An 18,740-nucleotide genomic window follows, 5' to 3' on the forward strand; every position below is an offset into this window, starting at 1 on the left:
CATGGCGAGCTTCATGATCTCAAGTGGAACATTGGCCGCATTTTCCCCTGAACCAACGCAGCTTCGAATCGCCCTTCCCAACTTGGTTCCTGTGACCACCTACAAGCTTCAAGGGGCCTACAGCGGATTTGACGTGAGTCTTCCCGTACCCGATCGCTGGCTGATCCATGAGGCCGTCCTCACCTTCTCTTACGTGAATTCTACGGCGCTGTTGCGTGAAAACTCCCGCCTTATCGTAGAACTCAACCAGCATCCCTTGGCTCAAATCACTCTCGACCCGCTTTCTCCCGAGGGAAAGGTCAAGGTTCGCTTACCGGTGGACCTTCTCAAGCCCGGTTACAACGACCTTTCGTTTAAAGTGACCCAACACTATGTGTTGGACTGCGAAGATCCGACAGCTCCGGAGTTGTGGACAGCACTCAAGCTCGATGAAGCTTTTATCGATTGGGTCTTTTCTCTCAAGCCCATCCCCCTGCGGCTCAGCGTCGTTCCGGAAATGGTCTTTGATCCCAGAATCCCCATCCCCGAGAAGGTCCACATTGTTGTGGAGTCGCCGTCCCGGGACGATGCCAGGCGCGCCGTGCTTGCAGCTTCGGCCGCCGCCGTCCGTTTTGCCTACCGACCCGTGGAATTCACGGTCTCTGAGACATTGATGCCAGGTCGGGACAACATCGTGGTGGGCTCCGAACCCTTCTTGGCCAAGATCCTGGGTCCATCTGCACCGAAAACTCAAGGTGCGTATCTCGAGTTGCGTCATATGCCGGAATCCACTCGGGAAACGACCGGTGCTCCATCCGGCTCCGACCCGACCCATGCGATGATCCTCATCGGCGGGCCGGACGAGGCGGCGGTGACCAAGGCTTTGCACGCTTTCGCCGTCCTTTCTTTCCCGTTTCCGGATGCGGCGGCCACATCCATTGAAGAAGTCCGATTCCCTGAACGGGAGACCTATGAGGCCCAGGGAATGCTTCAGCTCAATCAAACCTACACTTTTCAGAACCTTGGCTTTCAGACGGTGACTTTCCAAGGATACAAGCCGGCTCCGGCCACCCTTCGGTTTCGCTTGCCTTCCGATATTCTCATCAAGCCTCACAAATACGCCACGCTGTCGTTGCATATCGCTTACAGCGCAGGAATGCGCGAAGATTCCGTCTTAGCACTCTTCTTCAACGGGAAGTTCTTTTCCTCTATTCCTTTAAGAGACAAAATCGGGGGGCAGTATGAGGCTTATCGGATCAGTTTCCCCACCTACCTGTTGAGGCCCGGGGACAATGAACTGGCCTTCCACGCCGTTCTGACACCACTGGTGACGGGTGAATGCACAATGATCCAAACAGGACACCTGCTGCTTACCGTCTTTGACGATTCCACATTGCACGTCCCCAACATTTCCCACTGGGCTTCCCTTCCTGATTTGAGTCTTTTTTTCAAGGACGGCTTTCCTTACGCCAAATATCCTGATGCTCGGGACACGGTGCTCCTGCTCACCCAGGCGGATTTTCCCACTGTGGAAGCTGCGGCAAACCTACTGGCTGTCATGAGCCAGAAAGTCGGCTATCCCCCGCTTGGCGTGCATGTCATGGACACGTATCAAACGACCCCCTCCACCAACACCATCGCCATCGGAACGCTGGCGTCTTTACCGAAGGATCTCCTTGAACCGGCCCCATATCATCTGATCCAACCCATTAAGGCCGCCTATCCCTTGACGTCTCCGCCCCGAGGAGAAACACCTCAAGACAATTGGTGGCTCATACGGTGGATGCGTCAGGCGCTAGGCTTTTTTAAAGGCCCCCAGACCACTCCTGTGGTGAAGTTTGCCCACACTCTGCAAACGGGGGGGCTGTCGGCACAGCGGGCGGCTTTGATGGAATATCGGCTTCCGGGAACCTCAGACCGTACACTGCTGGTACTCACCGCCCAAGAGGCTTCGGTGACTGCAAGAGCCGCCAAAGCTTTATGGAATTATGAGACCCAGGGGGCGTGCCGCGGAGATTTGGTTTTGATGGATTGGCCCGATAACAAGACACGGGTGGAGAGTCTTCAAGTCGGTCCCTCGTACCGGGTCGGGACTTTGACGCCGTTGACCAAGTTGGACTTTTTTGTTTACACGTATCCTTGGGCCTTCTTCATTTCTGTTCTCGTTGCTTTGGGTATTTTGGCGTTCCTCATATATCGGCTGCTCAGAAGATATCGCCGGAGGCGGTTGAATGTTTCGAACGCTTAAAGTTGTTTTCGTCTTCTGGATTGTTTGGACGGCGGGATTGGCGCAGGTTGCGGCCATGGACCAAGCATTGTGGGAAAGTTACCGAGAGCGTTTTATCAGCTCTGACGGCCGCATCATCGACAAAGCGAACCGGCAGATCAGCCACTCGGAGGGCCAAGGGTACGGGATGATCTTGGCTGTTTCTGCCGACGACCGGGCGACTTTCGAAAAAATTTGGCAATGGACCCGTAACAACCTGCAGGTTCGCGGGAAAGATCGGCTGTTGGCGTGGTCCTGGGGGCAACGCCTTAACGGTGAATGGAACGTGCTGGATCTCAACAATGCCACGGACGGCGACCTGCTTGTGGCGTATGCGCTCCTCAAGGCTGGAGAGCGTTGGAACGATCCCGCCCTCAGATCGGAAGCCGTGAATCTTGTCCAGGACATTAAAAAGCATGTGACGGTCAATGCGGGGGAGATCCCCGTCCTAATGCCGGGATATTACGGGTTTGATAAGGAACAGGGGCTGGTGCTCAATCTGTCCTACTACGTCTATCCCGCCTTGGAGGCGTTCGCTCGATTCGATGATCAGAACCTCTGGAGCCGGATCATCCGAGGTGGTCTTAACCTTTTGGACCGGGCGTGCCGCCCCCCATGGAATACCCCCCCTGATTGGATTTTCGTCCGCGGCGACAGTGTCGATGTCTATAAAGAAAGAAGCCCGCGATTCGGTTACGAAGCCATCCGAGTTCCACTTTACCTTGCTTGGGCCGGCCATCATGACGCGCTCAGACGGTGGGCTCCCATTCTCGACTGGTTCGAAAGGACGGGGACCCTACCCTTATGGATCGACGTTGTGGATTCGGCCATATCTCTTACTGACGCACCAGGAGGTTTTTATGCCGTATGGGCCGTAGTCGCCCGCAGCATAGGCCGGCCGAAAACGGCGGAAGATTTATGGGTTCGGGCTAGGGAAAAAGTCCCTCAAGAAAAAGATGACTATTATTCCACAAGCTTATTCCTCCTGAGTCTGGTCGGTTTAGAAAAGCCGTAGTCGGGAGAAAAACCTCCATGGCAAAGTTTTTTTTCTTAGTGCGTAAACCGGCTGACCTTTTACCAGGCGGTTCAGGCGCCGGGGAAAAGTTTCGGCTTTCCTGGCAGTGGTGGTATCTCTGGGTGTTTTTTGGCATTTTAGCGGCCACGGCGCGAGTGGCCGCCGCCCAGGAATCCAATCAAGCCGCGCTTGTCCATGTGGAACAGGGACCTCAGAGACATCTCATGGAACCGCGTTACCCCTCGGTACCCATGCGACCAGAAAGCCCACCGCTCCAGCCGCGACTCACGAGGGAGGCACCGTCGGTAGGACAGGGAACGCACGAGACCTCGTCAGACAAGGCGCAGACCCGTCTGGCCATCGCGTGGGGATTATACAATCAAGGCGAGTACGAAAAGGCCTCCAAGCTTTTTGAGTTTTTGGCAGAAAGGGAAACAGCACCCACCATTGTGGAAGAGTCCCGGCTGGGGCTGGCCTACTGCCTGCTCCGGTTAAAACGGCTGTCTGAGGCGGCGGCCCTTCTGGAAACCTTGGTGGCCCAAGGAGTACGACGTCAGGAAACAGTGCCGGCTCTGGTGGAAACCCTCCTTGCTTTGAAGCGGTATGAAGAAGCGGAGAAGTTCCTCCCCTTGCTCCCTTAAAACTTTGCGTTGGGTGATTATGAGACGCATGATTTTCGCCGCCATTCTTGTCTTGGGGCACACCCTCCCCCTGTCTTCTGCCGCCGAGACTCTACCGCCACCGAGCTCGCCCCCCCAGGTTCCGACGGCCACACCGGCAGGCCACGCGGCCGATGTCCGCACTCGAGCTGCACTGGAAATCGCATGGTGGCATTTCCGGGAGGGACGCTACGACAGAGCGCTGAACCTTTTTGACGAGCTGATGGGCACGGCCGCATCGCCCTCCCTTCGGTGGGAAGCTCAGTGGGGCAAGGCCCTGTGTTTGGATCGTCTCCAGAAACGTGACGAGGCGGCAGCCTTGATTCTTGATTTAGATAGGCAAGGCTACCGAACGAAGGACACAAAGAGATGGCTTGACGGCTATCGGCGGTCTCGGTCGGTAACACCAAGAGTTTCGTTTCAAATGGAGCTCAGGAAAGAGGCGGCGTCTGTTGCCATAGATGAGGACCCACGCGTGCTGACCCGGTTTGTGCGCCGAAATGCCAATGCCCTGCGACGATGCATAGCGCCGGAAGCTTTCTTAGAGGTCGCCAAGGCGCTTCGTCAGAAGGGGCAGAACGAGGAAGCTCGGCATGTGCTCCAACGCGTACTTGACTGTGCGGCTCACCGGTACGACCTTCGCCTAGGAGTCTATTACGAGCTTATGGAACTTGATTCCCATGAGGATATGACTCGCACAATCGAGATGGAAAAAGTTCGTCCAGGGTTGCCGGCTTCATATCTCACCGGACTTGAGACCCTGAAGATGGAAGTTCTTCGAAGACAACTCAGGACATTACCGGAACAGGCCCAGGAGACGGAAACGATCGCCGGCTTTATTCTGGAAAAAGACCCCGATGACCCGGAGGCCCTACTGAAGCTGGGCTGGTTCTATTTTCGTACGGGCCGATTCCTTGAGGCGGAAAGTCTGTTTGCGCGATGCCGCCGTGCCCGACCTGATCGTCAAGACGCCACCCTGGGGCTGGCTCACACTCTTATCTCGTTGGGAAGGTTTCGAGACGCCGAGAACTTGCTCAATGCTCTCACACCCCCTTACCCTGAGGGCCGGCAAAGCGCGCTGTTCCGTCTTCACATGGAAGAAGGCGCCTTTTTTTCAAAGGAAAAGGATTTGGCGAAGGCCGAAGCATCTTATCGACGCGCGGCATCGATCGAACCCGACGACGATGCCCCATGGCGTTCTCTGGGATGGCTGCTCCTTCACCAAGGAAGGGCATCCCAAGCCGCCGAGGCGTTTCGGCGCGCCTCTGCCGCCTATCCGACTTCTGAAGAGGCTCAAGGTTTGCTCCTATCCCTTGAGCGGTCAGGACAGTTCAGCGCCGCCTACGATTACGCGGGACAGCTCAACCGTACCGATGATCCCGAACTTCAGCAGATCGTCGCTGAGCATTACCAAAGAACCGGTAAGGTTTTGCACGCCGCATCCGTCGCCAAGGACGAAAAAAATGATCTGATCCCGTGGACGACCGCGGGAATCTCCTACGAAAGCCGTTCGGGCGACAAGGGAACCTCCCGAAAGAAAACCCTACGACTGCCTTGGAACCTTTATCTGCCTTCGAACCCCGGCTCATTGTGGACCTTGCAGATGGAAGGAATTCACCTCGACACCGGACATCCTGGATCGAACCCCTTTGTAGGCTCTTTCGGACTGCTCCCAGGCCGAAAAGTCTCCACGTCCCACTGGATCACATCCGAGTCGGTGGCTTCCCCTGCCCTAGGTTTTTCCAGGGAAGGGGCATGGAATGTTCAGGTCTCGGCAGGGTTAAGCCCATTCGGCGGACCGGTGGATCCAATGCCGGTTTTTACTCTTGAGATGAGAAACCCTCGATGGCGCTTGGAAGCTCACCAAAGATCCGTCGAAGATTCGATCCTTTCGTGGATCGGGCAACGCGATCCCTATTCGGATCGGACGTGGGGCCGTGTCCTTCAAACAGGAGGCTCCGTGTCCTGGCAGCAATCGTGGCCACGGGGCTCCTGGTTCAACATCCGCTTGGGAGCGGACCATTACTGGGGCAAGGATGTGTGGCCGAACTTTTCCATCTCAGGGGACGCTGCCTTGGGGTCCACCTTTACCCATCCCTCCGGAACCCTGTCTATCGGTGGTTTCATTTCCGCCACGCACTATGATCGGAATTCCGATTTCTATACTTTGGGTCACGGAGGCTACTTTAGCCCGTCCATATTTTTCATGGCCGGCCCCACCGTCCGTTTCCTTAAGGAAAAACACCCGATGTGGAGACTCGATGTGGAGACGGCTGCGGGTTATTTGTATTTTGAAAATGATTCGAGCCCTGTGTATCCAAGAGACGACCGTCCGGAGAGATACTCCGGCGATCGTTATTCCGGCCCAGGTTGGAGCGGATCGTTGAGGGCCATGAGATTTCTGGCGCCACGTTGGGTTGTGGGAGCCTATGTGGATGCGGACAAGACTTCCGATTATACGCGATGGTCTACCAGGGTGAGCTTGACCTGGTTTTTCGAGGAACGGGCTGGATTCGGCCACGTGGCGCCCTGGTTCGATGAGCAGTTGCGTTCTCGGGGCAGGTAGGATTTCATGATCCAAAAATACTGGCCTTTGCTGGCCTGGATCGTCTATTTGATTCTGCCGTACGACATCTTCCCCGATTTCTTCTTGGGTCCGGGATGGATGGACGACCTTATCCTGCTGGGACTGGCTTACTATTTCTCCCGCAAAGGAGTGTTCGGAAGTAAGGAAGCGACCGGGCAAAACCAGGGCACCGGGACTCAGGACGGGCCATCCGGCAGGCGCGCCGGAAATCGCACGGCTGATGAGCGGACGGCGAAAAACACGTTCAAGAACCCCTATAAAATTCTAGGGATCAATCCCGGCGCTGACCTTCAGACCATCAAGAAAGCTTATCACCACATGGCGGCCAAATACCATCCAGACAAGGTGAGCCACCTCGGCGAAGAGTTCCAGCAATTGGCCAAAGAAAAGTTTCAAGAGATCCAATGGGCCTATGAAACTTTGATGCGTGCACACCAGGAGCGACGAGCATGAACGCCGAGCCGTCCTGTCATGAAACGGTCCGAAAGGGGTACACGTTTCGGTTGGTCAACATCGAGTGCATGCCCCAGTCGGAAAATTACAACGTGATCATGGATCTTCACGAATCCATCGAAGAGCTTCTGCCCTACTGCGCCGCGGCCATTCCTGGGGCGACCTATGTGCACGGAACCGGAGTGGTGAATGTCATGGATCAAGGGCACATCGTGGGCATCTACGCAGATCGGATCACCATCACGGACGTTTCGGGGATTGAAGAAGCCCTGGCGTGGTGCGAGCGGTATTATCAGAAGATTCAAGAAATCCACCATAATCGCGACAGAATGACGCCCGTCCTGCGCACACCTCCCATGATGACTGTCCTCGACATTTACCACGCGCTTCCCAAGACCAACTGCGGCCGGTGCGGCGTGCCGACCTGCATGGCTTTTGCCGCAAAGGTTTTCCGAAGGGAAAGCTCCCTTGAGGACTGCCCGGAGGTCCTCTCGTGACTGCGCACGGCTCCGCACTTTCATGGGTTTTCCTTTACACTGTGGCCAACCGGTTCGAAGCGGACGTGCTTTCCGACGTTTTAGAAAAAAACGGTGTGCCGTTTATCGTGCGGTCCTTTGTGGAAACGGCCTACGATGGTCTTTTTGTCCCTCAGCGCGGATGGGGCCAGATCCTCGTCCCGCCTCAACACCTCTCCCTTGCACGAAAACTCGTGGCAATGGTTCTGGAGTCCCTTCCATCGCCACAACTTTATGACTCTTTGGACGACCTCGACCCTTCCTTGTGGGAGCAGCTCCTTCGCCGTGACCCTGAGGACGTGTGCCAGCGAGCCGCCGTGTCGTGGAACCCTGCGGAGCGTTCATACGACGTGCCTTTTCTTTCCGGATTGTTTCGATGCTTTCCCGAACAAAGGTTGATCCACGGGGAACCCGGTCTGGTACGAACGGCTGCAGATTTCCAAACAGGACTCGTCCTTCTCCACTATCTTCTGGAAGCGCAAGCTCTTCCTCCGGCCCAACGCTGGATCAGCGAAAAGGACATCCCGTCGGGCGGCTGGTTTTTCACCGGGCCTCACGCGTTTCCACTCAAGGCCGTTGTGGATCATGTGGCCGACGATCCTTTTCGGTTTTCCGAAGCGTGTATGGTGCTGGGCGGCGTCCCGGTGGATGCGGGCGATATGGCCTTCGAATTTGCCGTGTTGCCGCGCATCCCGTTGCAATTGATCTTCTGGCGAGGCGACAATGAATTCCCCCACTCCCTCACGGTGCGTTTCGACGCCACCATCTCCCGGCATCTCCGTGCGCTGGACACCATCTGGGCGCTGGTCAATGTGTTCGTCCGGCACCTCAAAGCCGCGTTAAAGCATTTGTGATGAAAACCGCAGCGTCCATCTGAGTCCATGGGCGCTTAACGGTTAGATCCTCGTGCCGTTCAGGTAGGCGGCGTCGAGAAGGCCCGGGACGATGGGCCGGTTGGAAACATCGGGAGGGGAAAAATCAAAGACCTTCGCAAGGAAAAGGCTGATAATTCGAAAAGTCGCCCCCCAAAGAATTTCCACGTGGACGCCGTCTTGATGCAGAAAGCAGGGGAAATCTTGTATCGGAGGCGCCACAGTGTTCTGGACTTCCGGGTCCACGTAAAGCCTATAACGGTAGTAGTGTGCCGGATCCAGAAGGCTCCTTAAGGGAATCCCCACAATGCGTTCGACTTCCCAGTTGGGCACGAACCGCTGCGGCCGGGTTATCCATGCGACCAGAGGGTGGATGACCCGAACGAACAATCGTAGTCTTTCCGGAGGGAGAGGACCGAGGAACCGAACATAGAGCGGATTGAGGCGCATTTCCTCCCAACTTTCCCGGAGCCCCGTGGCCAAATGGAGTGCCAAAAGGCGGGCCGCGTGAGGGAATCTTCGGCGCATTTCCGGCCAATAGGGCCACCGGGCCAGAGGAAGGCGGGGCAAGGTCAGAACTTTGGCCAAGATCGGATCCAGGCGCCGTTCCACCGTTCCGCCGGGGCAACACAAATCCCCGCTTTGCCGGACACGCCGGGAGCGTCGGTTGAGGATGATGCAGGGTTCCTGCGCGCACCCGTTCTCGCCCAGGTCGCACCCTAAAAGGAGCAACACACTGGAGGATGTTCCCAGTTGTTTCCAGAATTCCTCGATCGACGGATCTTTGGGGAGTGAAGGTGCCAGACGCCGAAGAACATGGTCTTGTAAGGCTTGAGGCTGTTCGAGGATTCTTTGGATCTCGGGGTTTGGACGTTGGGACTCCATAAGGATTAACCTATATGGGCATCGTATTCGGCCCATTTCTTTTCGAGGCGCCGCGCCGAAATGGGATACCGCGTTTTCACCTCCGGAGCGAAAAGGCTGAGCTTGTATTCTTCCAACATCCATCGCATTTCGTCAAGAAACTCTCGAACCTTTGCGGGCGCATCCTTCGGCAGGCTTTCGATTTCCCTGAGGTAGCGGGCAACAAAAGGGGCCACCTCAGCCCACTTTTGTCGATCCTTTTCGGGGGACACGTACGCTCGTTCGGCCCGCAAGCTCAGTCCTTTGAGATAGCGCGGCAGCTCCCGCATGACGGCGCTGCGATAGCGGCTTAAGAAATCCGGCGGCACCAGCGTATCCAGTTCTTGTTCCACCGCGTGCAATCGTTCCAGGGCCGAAGGATTATCTGCGCTTTTCCGGCGGAATTTTTTTAACTTTTCAGTGACTTCTCCCCGGGATCGGATCACCGTCATGACTTCCGACCATAATTCCTGAGCACGGGGCCCGATGTGCGCAGGCAGCTCACGGATCGCCCGCCGATATTTCCCCTCGTCGGGCGTCTGCGGGTCATGCAGATCGAAAAGCTCTCGAAGCATGTAGATTTGGGCTTGCTTTTCCGCTTCCCGGATATCGCCGAGAAAATGAACAGCCCCTGCGGGCACGGCAGTCTGACCTGCCCCGATGCGTCGGCCTGCCACAGGAAAGATCCATTCCTTCCGAAGACCTTTAAGAATCGGGGCAAAGGCCCATTGATAAAGAACGAGCAAACCGTCTCGGGTCGCTTCCCGTGCCGACTGGGGATCGGCAAAGAGCCGGATGGAGACACTTGCCCCTTCCGCATGAAGGCCGGGATAGGCGCATCGCATGACTCCATAGGCATCGCGACCGAGTTCGATCTTTTCGGGAAGGCTTCCAAAATCCCACGAGGTAAGACCGCTGCGTTCCCACTGGCGGCGGGCTTTCTCCCAGACCGCATCGTGGTGCATCCCCACGGCTCTTTCCTGCAGCGATCTTAAATCCCTTCCGGCGTGGATGACTTCCCCCTGTTCATCCACCACCTCAAAACGCATCCTCAAGTGATCGGGAAGGTTATCTCCACTCCACGTGGAGCGCGGAACGCTGATTCCGAACGTCTCATGAAGAACCTGACTCAAGGTCTCGTAGAGGTCTCCCTGTCCAAAGGGCAGGCGAAGAAAAACCTTTCGAGCTGTTTCAGACAATGGGGCCAACTGCCGTCGGACATTTTTCGGTAGGCCCTTCAGGAGGCCATGGATTTTTTCCTCGAGAAACCCGGGAACCAGCCACTCAAAGGGTTCAGGCTGCAGCCGGGGCAGCACATGAATAGGCACAGTCACCGTAATCCCGTCCGCCTCTTCGCCCGGGCAAAAGCTGTAACGCAGGGGCAGATGGAAATCCCCCACCGTGAAGGTGTCCGGATATCTTTCAAGCCCGCCCACGTCGGCTCCACCTTTTAAAAAATCCTCCTCCTTCATTCGCAGAATCGCGTCCCCACCTTGATCTTTCAGCCATTTGTCAAAGGAACGGATATCGGATATCAGGGGAATTCTCTGATCGTAGAAGGCGAAGAGATCCTCGTCGTCGATGAGAATACCCCTCCGGCGCAGTTTGTCCTCCACACCCTCGAGAGTCTCTCGGAGCTTTTGGTTGTGTTCGCGAAAACCATAGGGCTTAGGCAGATCGCCTTCCACGAGAGCCGATCGGATAAAAATTCGACGGGCCTCGGATGGGTCATAACGGGAAAAATCCACCAGGCGTTTCTCAACAATGGGAAGCCCGTAAAGGGTGACTTTTTCGTAGGCGACCACCCGACCGCGCTTCTTTTCCCAATGCGGGGACGACACATGGGATTTGGTTAAGTGTCGGCCTAAATCCTCCAGCCATGAGGCCTCGATGTTGGCGGCCATACGAGCGAAAAGGCGGCTTGTTTGAACGATTTCCGCCGCCACGATCCAGTCCCCGCCTTTGTTGAAGAGGCTGGAGCCGGGAAAGAGCATCAACTGACGGCCTTTCGAACCGACGTAAATGTTCTTTTCCTTTTTCAACGCCACGTGGCTCAAGTATCCGCATGCCACACTGCGGTGAATGGCGTCGTACGTGGCGGGCTGGTCCGCACAAGGTTCCGGGGCCGTCAGGCCAATTTCATCCATAATGGATTGAATCTCTTCAGCCACTTGAACCCATTCCCGCATCCGCCGGTAAGATAGGAAATGCTCCCGACAAAACGCCCGCCATTGTGACTGAGACACGCCGTCTTGCCGCTTTTGCTGGTAAGTTCTCCAGATGTTAAGAAGAGTCAGAAAATCCGAACGCCGATCCCGAAACCGGGCATGCATTTGATCCGCTTGTTCCTGGTGCTCGAAGGGCCGTTCCCGAGGGTCCTGAATACTCAGTGCAGCGCACAAAACCCGGACCTCGTCCAAAGCTCCTTCCCTTTGCGCTTGGATGAGCATCCGGGCAATCCGAGGATCCAGAGGGAAACGCGCCATGAGGCGTCCAAGATCTGTCAGGCGATGTTGGCGGTCCACAGCCCCCAATTCCATAAGGACCGCAAAGCCATCCTTAACGGCAGCCGGCGACGGCGGATCAAGAAATGGAAACGAACGCACATCACCGAAACGCCACGCGAGCATTTTCAAGATGACCTCAGCCAAGTTCGATCGAAGAATTTCAGGAGGCGTGAATTTGGGACGGGTAATGTAGTCTTGCTCGGAATAGAGCCGGACACACACTCCGGGTCCCGTCCGGCCGCAGCGCCCGGCCCTTTGGTCTGCACTCGATTGGGATATGGGCACCACAGGAAGGCCCTGCGTGCGGGTTCTGGGATTGTACATGGCCAGGCGGGCCAGGCCGGTGTCCACCACGCAGCGGATCCCCGGAATCGTCACCGAGGTTTCCGCCACATTCGTGGCCACAACGATTTTGTCTTGAGGGAAAGGCTGAAAAACCTTTACTTGGTCCATCCCCGCAAGCCTTCCATAAAGGGGAAGAACGGCACAGGTTCGCCCATGAGCCTCCTGGAGACGGGCGCACGTTTCTCGAATATCGTTCTCCGTAGGCATGAAGACGAGCATGTCCCCGCGAAGGCCCTCTTTTTTGAGCCCATCGACGGCTTCCACCGCCAAATCCACAACCGTGCACTCTTCCGGACCGGCGGGATCGGGCGGACAGTAGCGAATCTGCACGGGATAGGTCCGCCCCGTCACCTCGATTATGGGCGCATTGTCAAACGCTCGGGAAAAGCTTTCAGGGTCGATGGTCGCCGAGGTGATGACCAGTTTCAGATCATGGCGTTTAGCGATGGCTTGACGTAACAGGCCCAAGAGAAAATCGATATTGAGGCTACGTTCATGAGCCTCATCCACAATGAGTACTTCATAGGCTCTGAAAAACCGGTCAACCTGTGCTTCCGCCAAAAGGATGCCGTCCGTCATGAACTTGATGCGCGTTCGACTGGACAGCCGTTCTTGGAATCTGATCTTGTAACCCACAAAGCCCCCGAGGGGCTCGCCGAGTTCTTCGGCCACGCGCTGCGCCAGGGTGACCGCCGCGATCCGGCGTGGCTGGGTGATGCCGATGAGCCGAGAAACGCCCAGTCCTGCTTCCAAGCACATCTTGGGAAGTTGCGTGCTCTTACCCGATCCCGTATCGCCCGTGACGACGACTACACGATGACGGCGAAGGTTTTCAACAATGGCCTGCCTCTTCTCCGTTATGGGCAGGTCGTCGGGATAGCTCCAGCCGACGCGGATCAGCCCGTCGGGGCTTTCGAGCAAAAAGCCCTCGGATTGTCGACGATTCTCCGAGGGCTTTTCATGAGAGGACGAGGGTGTCATATCAAAGCTGGAATCACCTTGCGATCATGGCCCGCATCATGTCGCCTGCGTTCTGAGCGTGATTGGAAATATCACCCATGTATTCCACCAGGCGCACGAGATGAAAGGCCGAGGTCGGATTGTCGAAGGGATAATTGAGAAAATCCGAAATGAGCTTACGCTCTACCTGGTCCGATTCAAATTCGTATTCACGGATCTGTTTAATCGCATTCTTGACCATGGCGCGATGGTTTTCCGAAAAACTTTGAAAATAGCTTTCCGCAGCCGCCACCATGGGATGGACGGACTTCAGCACGCTGGTGATCTTGTCCACCAGCAGCAGCAAATCATCCACGTATTCATCAGGTATCTGTGTGTTTCGGTAAGAAAGCCAATGCAAGGAGTCTTGGGCGGAATCCAAAATCTTGTCCTGTTCCCGGAGATACCACAGCAGTTGGAACTTATCCATGGGCAGGAGTATGCCCCGGGGGAGGTGACCACGAATGTTGCGCTTGACGGCGTCCCCTTCGCTTTCCAGCAAGGTGACCTTATTCTGATATTTTTCAAAATCCGCACGGCTTTCATCGAGGTAAGCGATAAAAGCCATCCTGAAAAGCGGCGCCGCCTCCCGGATGATTTCCGCATGACGCAACAAGCCCTCAAAGGGCGACTTCCGAAAGATACTGAAGAACGCCGAACGCATTGCCGGTCTCCCTCTTTAATGAAAAAACCACATGAGCGCCTTGAAAATCACCATGGTCGGGATGGCAGACAAGGGGATGGTGATCACCCAATAGATAACGATCTTAAAAACGACTTTAAAGTCCACAGCCGCCAAGCCGCCGCCGAGCCCGACCCCGATCACGGCGCCGACCGCCGCATGGGTCGTGGATACGGGCAGCCCCATCTTTGAAGCCACAAGCACTGAAGTGGCCGTGCCGAAATCCACCGCAAACCCCCTCGTGTTCGTGAGCGTGGTAATCCGGCTGCCCAGGGTTTCAATGACTCGATAGCCCCACGTAAAGACGCCAAGGGCGATGAAAAATCCACCGCCTGCCAGGAGCCATGTGGGCACGGGCGTCGTCGTGGTCACGGTTTGGCTCACGTAGATCGCATAGATGCCGGCCACCGGCCCCACGGCATTGGCCACATCATTGGCTCCATGTGCCAAAGCCACATAGCACGAAGTAAAAACTTGAAAACGACGAAAGATTTCTTCAACGCCCTCCTCATCGAGCTTTCGAATGGTCCTGCCCAACCATTCCTGGGCCGTAAAGCCTACGACGGCGGAGAGCCCTAAGGCCACGCCCAGCGCCTCCCAATCCGAAATACGCAGGCTTTTGCCCAACGGGGTCTTCATGAGGAAGGAAAGCACGACAATGAGGATCGTGGAGCCAGCAAAAAGAGGGCTCCACCGAAGGGCCGCCACAAAGGCGTTTCGGCGCATCAAAATGCTTTTGCGGATCCACTGAAAGGTGAAAAAAGCTAGAATCCCTGAAAAAATGGGAGAAACAATCCAGCTTGCCACGATGGCCGTGATTTTTACCCACTGAATGGCAGCAAAGCCGCCAGAAACGATGCCAAACCCGATGAGGGCTCCCACAATGGAGTGCGTTGTGGAGACGGGGAATTGACCCCAGGTGGCAAAAAACACCCAAAAGGCCGCCGAAAGCATGGCAGCCAAAAGGCCCAACATCATAATCTGAGGGTCATGGGTAATCTTTTCCGCCACCAGAATATTTTCCCGAATGGTTGTCGTCACGTGGGAGCCCACGAAAGTGGCTCCCACAAAATCAAGAATCCCGCCGATAAGGACCGCCTGGCGCAATGTGATGGCTTTCGCCCCAACAGCGGAAGCCATGCCGTTGGCCACATCATTGGCCCCGATATTCCAGGCCATGTATGCTCCGGCACAGAATCCTACCACCAAAAGGATCTCGGACACGCACGCCACCCTGCCGCAAAAGGTTTTGGTGGAAAAACCTATTTATCCATGGCACTGAGACCCGCGGATCTTTACAAAAAGGCGGCTTTCTGTCAATTGATGCTTTGGACGTGCACCTTTTTGACCTTGTGGCGCGAAGAGGAAAGGCCGATGTCAAACCCTTCTCTGAAAATCTCTCACATTGACGAAGCCTCTAAGGTTCTGGCCTCCGCCATGGATTTACGTCCCCAGTGCGCTCTCATTCTCGGGACAGGGTTGGGGGCCGTGGCCCACGCCATGACGGTGCACGGGGAGCTTGCCTACGAAGCGGTTCCCCATCACCCCGTCTCCACGGTACCTAGCCACCAGGGACGCTACCTGTGGGGTACGTGGGCCGGAGTGGACGTGCTGGCTCTTCAAGGACGCTTTCACCTCTACGAGGGTTACAGCCCCTGGCAGGTTTCTTTTCCGGTTCGAGTCCTCGCGCGCCTGGGAATCCAGGCTCTCTTTCTCTCCAACGCCGCCGGGGGACTGAACCCGCTCTTTCAGCCCGGCGATTTGATGCTCATCACGGACCACATGAATTTCACGGGACAAAACCCTCTCGTGGGTCCCAACTTGGACGATCTCGGCCCTCGGTTTCCCGATATGACCGAGCCCTACAGCCGCCGACTGCAGGAGATCGCTCGCGAGGAAGCCCTGAGGGCCGGCGTGCGCTTAAGAGAAGGGGTTTACGTCGGGGTGTTGGGTCCGAGCATGGAAACGGCGGCGGAAACTCGGTTTTTGCGAGCCGCCGGTGCGGACGCCGTGGGCATGTCCACCGTGATGGAAGTGATCGCGGCCGTGCATGCAGGCATGAAGGTCTTGGGCATTTCCGTCATTTCCAACGTCAACCGCCCGGATTGCTACGAACCCGTACCGCTGGAAAAAGTCATCGAGACGGCTTCGGCCGCTGGGCCCACGCTCATGCAGCTTCTCGAGCGATCCTTGCCACGTGTGGCCAAAAGCCTTGAGGACGCCGCAAAAGATGGAAAAAATTCCCTGTGATCTCCTCATCCTCCATGGTCTTATCCTCACACTGGACGACGCCGGAACCATTGTGGAGGATGGGGCTGTGGCTGTCGCCCACGGTCGCATCATGGCCCTGGGGCCGGCCGGAGCCCTCGACAACCGCTACGAAGCTCGGAAAATCCTGGACGCCACCTCATGTGTCGTGATGCCCGGGCTTATCAATGCCCACACCCATGCGGCCATGACCCTGTTTCGCGGCCTCGCCGATGATCTTCCTCTCATGGACTGGCTCCATGAGCACATTTTTCCCGCCGAAAGCCGACTCACCGAAGAATGGGTTTACTGGGGATCCCTTCTCGGTTGCGCGGAAATGATTCTGTCGGGCACAACAACCTTTTGCGATATGTATCTTTTCGAACACCAAGTCGCGCGGGCGGCCAAAGAGGCAGGCATGCGCGCCTTGGTCGGGGAAGTCCTTTACGATTTTCCCTCTCCCCACTACGGACCCGTAGAAAACGGCTTACGGTTCACCGAAGACTTGATCCTCCAATGGCGCGACGACCCGCTGATTCGTGTGGCCGTCGAGCCCCACGCCCCCTACACATGCTCCGAGCAGCTTTACCGTCGCTGCCTTGATCTGGCACAAAAGCACAATGTGCCCATGGTCACCCATCTCTCTGAAAATTCTACCGAAGTTCAACACGTCGTGGCCCGCTACGGCCGACGGCCAGTGGCTCATCTGGCGGCGCTGGGCGTGCTTCACAACCGTTTGATCGCCGACCACTGTGTGGACCTGGACGCCAGGGACATGGATCTCCTGGCGGAGCACGGAGTTCATGTGGCCCATAATCCCGAAAGCAATCTCAAGCTGGCCTCCGGCTTCGCCCCCGTGCCTCAATTGCTTGAACGCGGGGTCTCCGTGGCATTGGGCACGGACGGATGCGCCAGCAACAACAACCTGGATTTATTCGGCGAAATGTCGACCTGCGCCAAAATCCACAAGGCAGTGGCTGGAGACCCCACGGTCATGAACGCCGCAACGGTCCTGCGCCTGGCCACTCGAGCCGGCGCGGAAGCTCTGGGCCTCAAGGACTCCGTCGGGCAAGTTCTCCCGGGCTGTGCCGCGGACCTCATCGTTGTGGATTTTTCCGCTCCGCATCTCACACCCGTCTACGACCCTGTAAGTCATCTCGTTTACGCGGCCAAGGGCTCCGATGTGCGCCACACCGTCATCGCAGGAAAGGTGGTCATGGAAAACCGAAGCCTGACAACCATTGACCTGGAAAAGGTTCTGGCCGAAGTGCGATCCATTGCGCGAACTCTGCGTCCCTGAGAACCCCGATGGCCATGTCCACGAAAATACCCGTCGACCTTCTGCTGACTCGAGCGGATCACGTGATCACCTGTGATGCCTCGTTTCGCATATTCAGCCCGGGCGCCGTCGCCGTCCGCGATGGAACCATCCTGGCCGTAGGGTCGCCCCGTGAACTGGAAGATCACTATGAGGCCGAAGAAACCTGGAATCTCTCGGGCCATGTGCTTCTTCCCGGCCTGGTCAACACCCATGCGCATGGAGCGATGAGCCTGTTTCGCGGCGTGGGCGATGACCTGCCTTTGCATCGGTGGCTGCACGAACGCATTTTTCCCGCAGAATCCCGTTTCGTGGAACCGGAATTCGTTCGGCTGGGGACGCTCTTGGCCTGTGCGGAAATGGTTCTCGGAGGCACAACCACCTTTTGCGACGGCTATTTCTTTGAGGAATCGGCAGCGGAAGCCGTGGAACTTGTGGGTATGCGGGGGGTGTTGGGACAAGGTGTTTTGAGTTTTCCCACACCGGACGTGCCGGACCCGGGACAGATCCCCCATCGTGTTCTGACCTTCCTCGAGAGTTTTTCCCGCAAGCCCTCCCGATTGATACCTTCCCTTTTCTGCCACGCCCCTTACACATGCACCCCCGAAACCCTCCGGTGGGCAAAGGATTTGTGCCGGGAACACGGTCTGCTCTTTCAGGTGCACGTCTCGGAAACTTCATGGGAAGTTGATGAGATTCGGTCTCGGTATGGGCTAAGCCCCGTGCGTTATCTGGAAAGCTTGGGCCTTTTGGACGAAAAAACCCTGTGCGCCCACGCCGTGTGGGTCGATGAGGAAGAGATTCAGATCCTGGCACGCACCCGAGCCGCGGTCTCCCATAACCTCGAAAGCAATCTCAAGCTTGCCTCGGGCATTGCCCCCGTGCCGGCCATGCTGAAAGCCGGAGTCACAATCGGGTTGGGCACCGATGGATGCGCCAGCAACAACGATTTGGATCTTTTTTCCGAAATGAGTCTCACGGCCAAAATCCACAAGGCCGTTTCGGGCGATCCCACCGTGTGTGCGGCGCGTCAGGTGTTGCGCATGGCGACAGAAGGCGGGGCCCGCGCCTTGGGGTTGGGTTCCGTCACAGGCAGTCTTGAAGTGGGAAAACGAGCCGATCTCGTGGCGGCACACATTGAACGGGCACACCTGACCCCCCTCTATGATCCTGTATCCCATGTGGTCTACGCAGCTCGATCCTCGGATGTGCGCCACGTATGGGTCGACGGCGTGCCCGTGGTTCGCCACGGCACGATACAAACTCTGGATATCTCCTATGTTCTTCGGGAAGCGCGCGCCATGGCCCAAAAGATCACCACGGCCTTGTTTCGCCCCTGAGTCCAGGAGCCTTCACGCTGTCACGGCAAAAAAAGATCGCTGGCGAGCTCCCG

At 56.7% G+C, this 18,740-nt stretch carries 14 protein-coding genes; 10 read left to right on the top strand and 4 right to left on the bottom strand.

What is annotated here, in order from left to right; genetic code table 11:
* Window positions 1-13 precede the first annotated feature (13 nt).
* The 7 genes from ACZ5K9_RS04235 to ACZ5K9_RS04265 are packed head-to-tail and all read left to right on the top strand — an operon-like array spanning window position 14 to window position 8,328.
* Window positions 14-2,227, top strand: a complete 2,214-nt coding sequence (locus ACZ5K9_RS04235) for a cellulose biosynthesis cyclic di-GMP-binding regulatory protein BcsB (RefSeq protein ID WP_464273171.1) — start codon at window positions 14-16, stop codon at window positions 2,225-2,227.
* Window positions 2,211-3,260, top strand: coding sequence for a glycosyl hydrolase family 8 (locus ACZ5K9_RS04240; RefSeq protein ID WP_464273172.1), 1,050 nt, complete (start codon window positions 2,211-2,213; stop codon window positions 3,258-3,260). The genes ACZ5K9_RS04235 and ACZ5K9_RS04240 overlap by 17 nt, the downstream gene beginning before the upstream one ends.
* Window positions 3,261-3,277: 17 nt before the next feature.
* Window positions 3,278-3,901, top strand: coding sequence for a hypothetical protein (locus ACZ5K9_RS04245; RefSeq protein WP_464273173.1), 624 nt, complete (start codon window positions 3,278-3,280; stop codon window positions 3,899-3,901).
* A 19-nt stretch (window positions 3,902-3,920) separates the two neighbouring features.
* Complete coding sequence (locus tag ACZ5K9_RS04250) at window positions 3,921-6,485, top strand: cellulose synthase subunit BcsC-related outer membrane protein (protein ID WP_464273174.1); 2,565 nt, start codon at window positions 3,921-3,923, stop codon at window positions 6,483-6,485.
* A 6-nt stretch (window positions 6,486-6,491) separates the two neighbouring features.
* The gene (locus tag ACZ5K9_RS04255; protein WP_464273175.1) at window positions 6,492-6,959 is read left to right on the top strand and encodes a DnaJ domain-containing protein; all 468 of its coding nucleotides are present in this window, start codon (window positions 6,492-6,494) and stop codon (window positions 6,957-6,959) included.
* Entirely contained in the window at window positions 6,956-7,456 is a 501-nt protein-coding gene (locus tag ACZ5K9_RS04260) for a (Fe-S)-binding protein (protein WP_464273176.1), read from the top strand. Before ACZ5K9_RS04255 ends, ACZ5K9_RS04260 begins: the two co-directional genes overlap by 4 nt.
* Complete coding sequence (locus ACZ5K9_RS04265) at window positions 7,453-8,328, top strand: DUF3786 domain-containing protein (RefSeq protein ID WP_464273177.1); 876 nt, start codon at window positions 7,453-7,455, stop codon at window positions 8,326-8,328. The genes ACZ5K9_RS04260 and ACZ5K9_RS04265 overlap by 4 nt, the downstream gene beginning before the upstream one ends.
* Window positions 8,329-8,370: 42 nt before the next feature.
* Here ACZ5K9_RS04265 and ACZ5K9_RS04270 read toward each other — a convergent pair whose 3' ends face one another.
* The 4 genes from ACZ5K9_RS04270 to ACZ5K9_RS04285 are packed head-to-tail and all read right to left on the bottom strand — an operon-like array spanning window position 8,371 to window position 14,961.
* Entirely contained in the window at window positions 8,371-9,231 is an 861-nt protein-coding gene (locus tag ACZ5K9_RS04270) for an NUDIX hydrolase (protein WP_464273178.1), read from the bottom strand.
* Window positions 9,232-9,236: 5 nt separating this feature from the next.
* Complete coding sequence (hrpA, locus tag ACZ5K9_RS04275) at window positions 9,237-13,082, bottom strand: ATP-dependent RNA helicase HrpA (RefSeq protein ID WP_464273179.1); 3,846 nt, start codon at window positions 13,080-13,082, stop codon at window positions 9,237-9,239.
* A 13-nt stretch (window positions 13,083-13,095) separates the two neighbouring features.
* Window positions 13,096-13,764, bottom strand: a complete 669-nt coding sequence (locus ACZ5K9_RS04280; protein ID WP_464273180.1) for a TIGR00153 family protein — start codon at window positions 13,762-13,764, stop codon at window positions 13,096-13,098.
* A gap of 15 nt (window positions 13,765-13,779) precedes the next feature.
* Window positions 13,780-14,961, bottom strand: a complete 1,182-nt coding sequence (locus ACZ5K9_RS04285; RefSeq protein WP_464273181.1) for an inorganic phosphate transporter — start codon at window positions 14,959-14,961, stop codon at window positions 13,780-13,782.
* 93 nt (window positions 14,962-15,054) lie between these two features.
* Between ACZ5K9_RS04285 and ACZ5K9_RS04290 the strand changes: the two genes are divergently transcribed.
* The 3 genes from ACZ5K9_RS04290 to ACZ5K9_RS04300 are packed head-to-tail and all read left to right on the top strand — an operon-like array spanning window position 15,055 to window position 18,687.
* Complete coding sequence (locus ACZ5K9_RS04290; RefSeq protein WP_464273182.1) at window positions 15,055-16,032, top strand: purine-nucleoside phosphorylase; 978 nt, start codon at window positions 15,055-15,057, stop codon at window positions 16,030-16,032.
* A complete protein-coding gene (locus ACZ5K9_RS04295) occupies window positions 16,013-17,329 on the top strand; it encodes an amidohydrolase family protein (RefSeq protein WP_464273183.1) in 1,317 nt (438 codons plus the stop codon). The genes ACZ5K9_RS04290 and ACZ5K9_RS04295 overlap by 20 nt, the downstream gene beginning before the upstream one ends.
* A 14-nt stretch (window positions 17,330-17,343) precedes the next feature.
* Window positions 17,344-18,687: an amidohydrolase family protein gene (locus ACZ5K9_RS04300; protein WP_464273184.1), complete on the top strand. Its 1,344-nt coding sequence runs from the start codon at window positions 17,344-17,346 to the stop codon at window positions 18,685-18,687.
* Window positions 18,688-18,740: the final 53 nt, after the last annotated feature.

This window comes from Desulfosoma profundi (genome assembly GCF_055387865.1).

Bases quoted from the DNA above. Each gene is read 5' to 3' on its own strand.
- ACZ5K9_RS04280 (WP_464273180.1), bottom strand. From the start codon at position 13,764: ATGCGTTCGGCGTTCTTCAGTATCTTTCGGAAGTCGCCCTTTGAGGGC.
- ACZ5K9_RS04290 (WP_464273182.1), top strand. From the start codon at position 15,055: ATGGCACTGAGACCCGCGGATCTTTACAAAAAGGCGGCTTTCTGTCAA.
- ACZ5K9_RS04285 (WP_464273181.1), bottom strand. From the start codon at position 14,961: ATGGCCTGGAATATCGGGGCCAATGATGTGGCCAACGGCATGGCTTCC.
- ACZ5K9_RS04250 (WP_464273174.1), top strand. From the start codon at position 3,921: ATGAGACGCATGATTTTCGCCGCCATTCTTGTCTTGGGGCACACCCTC.
- ACZ5K9_RS04300 (WP_464273184.1), top strand. From the start codon at position 17,344: ATGTCCACGAAAATACCCGTCGACCTTCTGCTGACTCGAGCGGATCAC.
- ACZ5K9_RS04270 (WP_464273178.1), bottom strand. From the start codon at position 9,231: ATGGAGTCCCAACGTCCAAACCCCGAGATCCAAAGAATCCTCGAACAG.
- ACZ5K9_RS04260 (WP_464273176.1), top strand. From the start codon at position 6,956: ATGAACGCCGAGCCGTCCTGTCATGAAACGGTCCGAAAGGGGTACACG.
- ACZ5K9_RS04295 (WP_464273183.1), top strand. From the start codon at position 16,013: ATGGAAAAAATTCCCTGTGATCTCCTCATCCTCCATGGTCTTATCCTC.
- ACZ5K9_RS04245 (WP_464273173.1), top strand. From the start codon at position 3,278: ATGGCAAAGTTTTTTTTCTTAGTGCGTAAACCGGCTGACCTTTTACCA.
- ACZ5K9_RS04255 (WP_464273175.1), top strand. From the start codon at position 6,492: ATGATCCAAAAATACTGGCCTTTGCTGGCCTGGATCGTCTATTTGATT.
- hrpA (WP_464273179.1), bottom strand. From the start codon at position 13,082: ATGACACCCTCGTCCTCTCATGAAAAGCCCTCGGAGAATCGTCGACAA.
- ACZ5K9_RS04235 (WP_464273171.1), top strand. From the start codon at position 14: ATGATCTCAAGTGGAACATTGGCCGCATTTTCCCCTGAACCAACGCAG.
- ACZ5K9_RS04240 (WP_464273172.1), top strand. From the start codon at position 2,211: ATGTTTCGAACGCTTAAAGTTGTTTTCGTCTTCTGGATTGTTTGGACG.